This is a genomic window from Pseudomonas sp. I2, from assembly GCF_040984075.1.
Classification (GTDB): domain Bacteria; phylum Pseudomonadota; class Gammaproteobacteria; order Pseudomonadales; family Pseudomonadaceae; genus Aquipseudomonas; species Aquipseudomonas guariconensis_B.
In genome coordinates, this window is record NZ_JBCGFQ010000098.1 from 1 (window position 1) to 5,384 (window position 5,384).

The 5,384-nt window shown below is 52.5% G+C and carries 2 tRNA genes and 3 rRNA genes; all 5 read right to left on the reverse strand.

Annotation, left to right across the window (positions count from 1 at the left end):
• Positions 1-50: 50 nt before the first annotated feature.
• Positions 51-166, reverse strand: a 5S ribosomal RNA gene (gene rrf, locus WCE05_RS25535).
• Between the two features lie 129 nt (positions 167-295).
• Positions 296-3,187, reverse strand: a 23S ribosomal RNA gene (locus tag WCE05_RS25540).
• Positions 3,188-3,421: 234 nt separating this feature from the next.
• A tRNA-Ala gene (locus tag WCE05_RS25545) sits at positions 3,422-3,497 on the reverse strand.
• Between the two features lie 25 nt (positions 3,498-3,522).
• Positions 3,523-3,599, reverse strand: a tRNA-Ile gene (locus WCE05_RS25550).
• A gap of 82 nt (positions 3,600-3,681) precedes the next feature.
• Positions 3,682-5,218, reverse strand: a 16S ribosomal RNA gene (locus WCE05_RS25555).
• The 16S, 23S and 5S rRNA genes sit together here with 2 tRNA genes alongside, the layout of an rRNA operon.
• Between the last annotated feature and the right edge of the window lie 166 nt (positions 5,219-5,384).

Genomic DNA, 5,384 nt, shown 5'->3' on the forward strand with positions numbered 1-5,384 from the left:
AAAGACAAAACCCCTACCTGCTCGCGCAGATAGGGGTTTTGCGAAATGAATCTTGACGATGACCTACTCTCACATGGGGAAACCCCACACTACCATCGGCGATGCATCGTTTCACTGCTGAGTTCGGGATGGGATCAGGTGGTGCCAATGCTCTATGGTCGTCAAGAAATTCTGTTGCCAGAACATCCAGATGGACACTCCAGCCAATTCGGATACGTGATCTTTGTGGTTGCGAACTTTCGGCCTTGCGTCTTCACCACCGCAATCCGCTGCACGCAAATTGCTTGGGTGTTATATGGTCAAGCCTCACGGGCAATTAGTATCGGTTAGCTCAACGCCTCACAGCGCTTACACACCCGACCTATCAACGTCGTAGTCTTCGACGGCCCTTCAGGGGGTTCAAGACCCCAGTGAGATCTCATCTTGAGGCGAGTTTCCCGCTTAGATGCTTTCAGCGGTTATCTCTTCCGAACATAGCTACCCGGCAGTGCCACTGGCGTGACAACCGGAACACCAGAGGTTCGTCCACTCCGGTCCTCTCGTACTAGGAGCAGCCCCTCTCAAATCTCAAACGTCCACGGCAGATAGGGACCGAACTGTCTCACGACGTTCTAAACCCAGCTCGCGTACCACTTTAAATGGCGAACAGCCATACCCTTGGGACCGGCTTCAGCCCCAGGATGTGATGAGCCGACATCGAGGTGCCAAACACCGCCGTCGATATGAACTCTTGGGCGGTATCAGCCTGTTATCCCCGGAGTACCTTTTATCCGTTGAGCGATGGCCCTTCCATACAGAACCACCGGATCACTAAGACCTACTTTCGTACCTGCTCGACGTGTGGGTCTCGCAGTCAAGCGCGCTTTTGCCTTTATACTCTGCGACCGATTTCCGACCGGTCTGAGCGCACCTTCGTACTCCTCCGTTACTCTTTGGGAGGAGACCGCCCCAGTCAAACTACCCACCATACACTGTCCTCGATCCGGATCACGGACCTGAGTTAGAACCTCAAGGTTGCCAGGGTGGTATTTCAAGGATGGCTCCATGGGAACTGGCGTCCCCACTTCAAAGCCTCCCACCTATCCTACACAAGCAAGCTCAAAGTCCAGTGCAAAGCTATAGTAAAGGTTCACGGGGTCTTTCCGTCTAGCCGCGGATACACTGCATCTTCACAGCGATTTCAATTTCACTGAGTCTCGGGTGGAGACAGCGCCGCCATCGTTACGCCATTCGTGCAGGTCGGAACTTACCCGACAAGGAATTTCGCTACCTTAGGACCGTTATAGTTACGGCCGCCGTTTACCGGGGCTTCGATCAAGAGCTTCGCTTGCGCTAACCCCATCAATTAACCTTCCGGCACCGGGCAGGCGTCACACCCTATACGTCCACTTTCGTGTTTGCAGAGTGCTGTGTTTTTAATAAACAGTCGCAGCGGCCTGGTATCTTCGACCGACATGGGCTTACGGAGCAAGTCCTTCACCCTCGCCGGCGCACCTTCTCCCGAAGTTACGGTGCCATTTTGCCTAGTTCCTTCACCCGAGTTCTCTCAAGCGCCTTGGTATTCTCTACCCGACCACCTGTGTCGGTTTGGGGTACGGTTCCCGGTTATCTGAAGCTTAGGAGCTTTTCTTGGAAGCATGGCATCAACCACTTCGCGCTCTAAAGAGCACTCGTCATCAGCTCTCGGCCTTGAGATCCCGGATTTGCCTAAGATCTCGGCCTACCACCTTAAACTTGGACAACCAACGCCAAGCTGGCCTAGCCTTCTCCGTCCCTCCATCGCAATAACCGGAAGTACAGGAATATTAACCTGTTTTCCATCGACTACGCTTTTCAGCCTCGCCTTAGGGACCGACTAACCCTGCGTCGATTAACGTTGCGCAGGAAACCTTGGTCTTTCGGCGTGGATGTTTTTCACACCCATTGTCGTTACTCATGTCAGCATTCGCACTTCTGATACCTCCAGCAAGCTTCTCAACTCACCTTCACAGGCTTACAGAACGCTCCTCTACCGCGTCATCAAAGATGACACCCGTAGCTTCGGTGCATGGTTTGAGCCCCGTTACATCTTCCGCGCAGGCCGACTCGACTAGTGAGCTATTACGCTTTCTTTAAAGGATGGCTGCTTCTAAGCCAACCTCCTAGCTGTCTAAGCCTTCCCACATCGTTTCCCACTTAACCATGACTTTGGGACCTTAGCTGACGGTCTGGGTTGTTTCCCTTTTCACGACGGACGTTAGCACCCGCCGTGTGTCTCCCATGCTCGGCACTTGCTGGTATTCGGAGTTTGCATCGGTTTGGTAAGTCGGGATGACCCCCTAGCCGAAACAGTGCTCTACCCCCAGCAGTGATACATGAGGCGCTACCTAAATAGCTTTCGAGGAGAACCAGCTATCTCCGAGCTTGATTAGCCTTTCACTCCGATCCACAGGTCATCCGCTAACTTTTCAACGGTAGTCGGTTCGGTCCTCCAGTCAGTGTTACCTAACCTTCAACCTGCCCATGGATAGATCGCCCGGTTTCGGGTCTATACCCAGCGACTAAACGCCCTATTAAGACTCGCTTTCGCTACGCCTCCCCTATTCGGTTAAGCTCGCCACTGAATATAAGTCGCTGACCCATTATACAAAAGGTACGCAGTCACCTAACAAAGTAGGCTCCCACTGCTTGTACGCATACGGTTTCAGGTTCTATTTCACTCCCCTCTCCGGGGTTCTTTTCGCCTTTCCCTCACGGTACTGGTTCACTATCGGTCAGTCAGTAGTATTTAGCCTTGGAGGATGGTCCCCCCATGTTCAGACAAAGTTTCTCGTGCTCCGTCCTACTCGATTTCACTGGCAAGAGATTTTCGTGTACGGGGCTATCACCCACTATGGCCGCACTTTCCAGAGCGTTCCACTAATCTCAAGCCAGCTTAAGGGCTGGTCCCCGTTCGCTCGCCACTACTAAGGGAATCTCGGTTGATTTCTATTCCTCAGGGTACTTAGATGTTTCAGTTCCCCTGGTTCGCCTCTTGCACCTATGGATTCAGTACAAGATACCTAGGTTATCCTAGGTGGGTTCCCCCATTCAGAAATCTCCGGATCACAGTCTGTTTGCCGACTCCCCGAAGCTTATCGCAGGCTACCACGTCTTTCATCGCCTCTGACTGCCAAGGCATCCACCGTATGCGCTTCTTCACTTGACCATATAACCCCAAGCAATCTGGTTATACTGTGAAGACGACATTCGCCGAAAATTCGCATGTCGCTCTTTCGAGCGGAACTCACAAATTTTACCTTAGCCTGATGCCACACCAGTGAAAGTGCGTCATCAGTCTTTCTATCACATATCCGAATTTTTAAAGAACGATCTGACAAAAGTCAGAAATCAACATTCATTCACGAATGCTCATTTCTAAGTTCTGCAGGTAACGGCAACATGGTGGAGCCAAGCGGGATCGAACCGCTGACCTCCTGCGTGCAAAGCAGGCGCTCTCCCAGCTGAGCTATGGCCCCGTATACAGGCTGCACCACAACAAATTGGTAGGTCTGGGCAGATTTGAACTGCCGACCTCACCCTTATCAGGGGTGCGCTCTAACCAACTGAGCTACAGACCTATCACAGGGTCGCGTCACATCGTCTTCTTCAAGGAATCAAGCAATTCGTGTGGGTGCTCATCAGCAGGCTGATGTCTTCGATTAAGGAGGTGATCCAGCCGCAGGTTCCCCTACGGCTACCTTGTTACGACTTCACCCCAGTCATGAATCACACCGTGGTAACCGTCCTCCCGAAGGTTAGACTAGCTACTTCTGGTGCAACCCACTCCCATGGTGTGACGGGCGGTGTGTACAAGGCCCGGGAACGTATTCACCGCGACATTCTGATTCGCGATTACTAGCGATTCCGACTTCACGCAGTCGAGTTGCAGACTGCGATCCGGACTACGATCGGTTTTGTGAGATTAGCTCCACCTCGCGGCTTGGCAACCCTCTGTACCGACCATTGTAGCACGTGTGTAGCCCAGGCCGTAAGGGCCATGATGACTTGACGTCATCCCCACCTTCCTCCGGTTTGTCACCGGCAGTCTCCTTAGAGTGCCCACCATGACGTGCTGGTAACTAAGGACAAGGGTTGCGCTCGTTACGGGACTTAACCCAACATCTCACGACACGAGCTGACGACAGCCATGCAGCACCTGTGTCAGAGTTCCCGAAGGCACCTCTCCATCTCTGGAAAGTTCTCTGCATGTCAAGGCCTGGTAAGGTTCTTCGCGTTGCTTCGAATTAAACCACATGCTCCACCGCTTGTGCGGGCCCCCGTCAATTCATTTGAGTTTTAACCTTGCGGCCGTACTCCCCAGGCGGTCAACTTAATGCGTTAGCTGCGCCACTAAAATCTCAAGGATTCCAACGGCTAGTTGACATCGTTTACGGCGTGGACTACCAGGGTATCTAATCCTGTTTGCTCCCCACGCTTTCGCACCTCAGTGTCAGTATCAGTCCAGGTGGTCGCCTTCGCCACTGGTGTTCCTTCCTATATCTACGCATTTCACCGCTACACAGGAAATTCCACCACCCTCTACCGTACTCTAGCTCGCCAGTTTTGGATGCAGTTCCCAGGTTGAGCCCGGGGCTTTCACATCCAACTTAACGAACCACCTACGCGCGCTTTACGCCCAGTAATTCCGATTAACGCTCGCACCCTCTGTATTACCGCGGCTGCTGGCACAGAGTTAGCCGGTGCTTATTCTGTTGGTAACGTCAAAACAGCAAGGTATTCGCTTACTGCCCTTCCTCCCAACTTAAAGTGCTTTACAATCCGAAGACCTTCTTCACACACGCGGCATGGCTGGATCAGGCTTTCGCCCATTGTCCAATATTCCCCACTGCTGCCTCCCGTAGGAGTCTGGACCGTGTCTCAGTTCCAGTGTGACTGATCATCCTCTCAGACCAGTTACGGATCGTCGCCTTGGTGAGCCATTACCCCACCAACTAGCTAATCCGACCTAGGCTCATCTGATAGCGTGAGGTCCGAAGATCCCCCACTTTCTCCCGTAGGACGTATGCGGTATTAGCGCCCCTTTCGGAACGTTGTCCCCCACTACCAGGCAGATTCCTAGGCATTACTCACCCGTCCGCCGCTGAATCCATGAGCAAGCTCACTTCATCCGCTCGACTTGCATGTGTTAGGCCTGCCGCCAGCGTTCAATCTGAGCCATGATCAAACTCTTCAGTTCAATACTGCTTGGGTTTTTAAGTAACCCTAAACTTGGCTCAGCAATCTCAAATGACTATGTGATTTCTCATATGGCCACTTGTGATGCTGATAATCTTGGCGACTATCAGTCCGTACTCACAAGCACCCACACGAATTGCTTGATTCGATTGTTAAAGAGCGTTTGG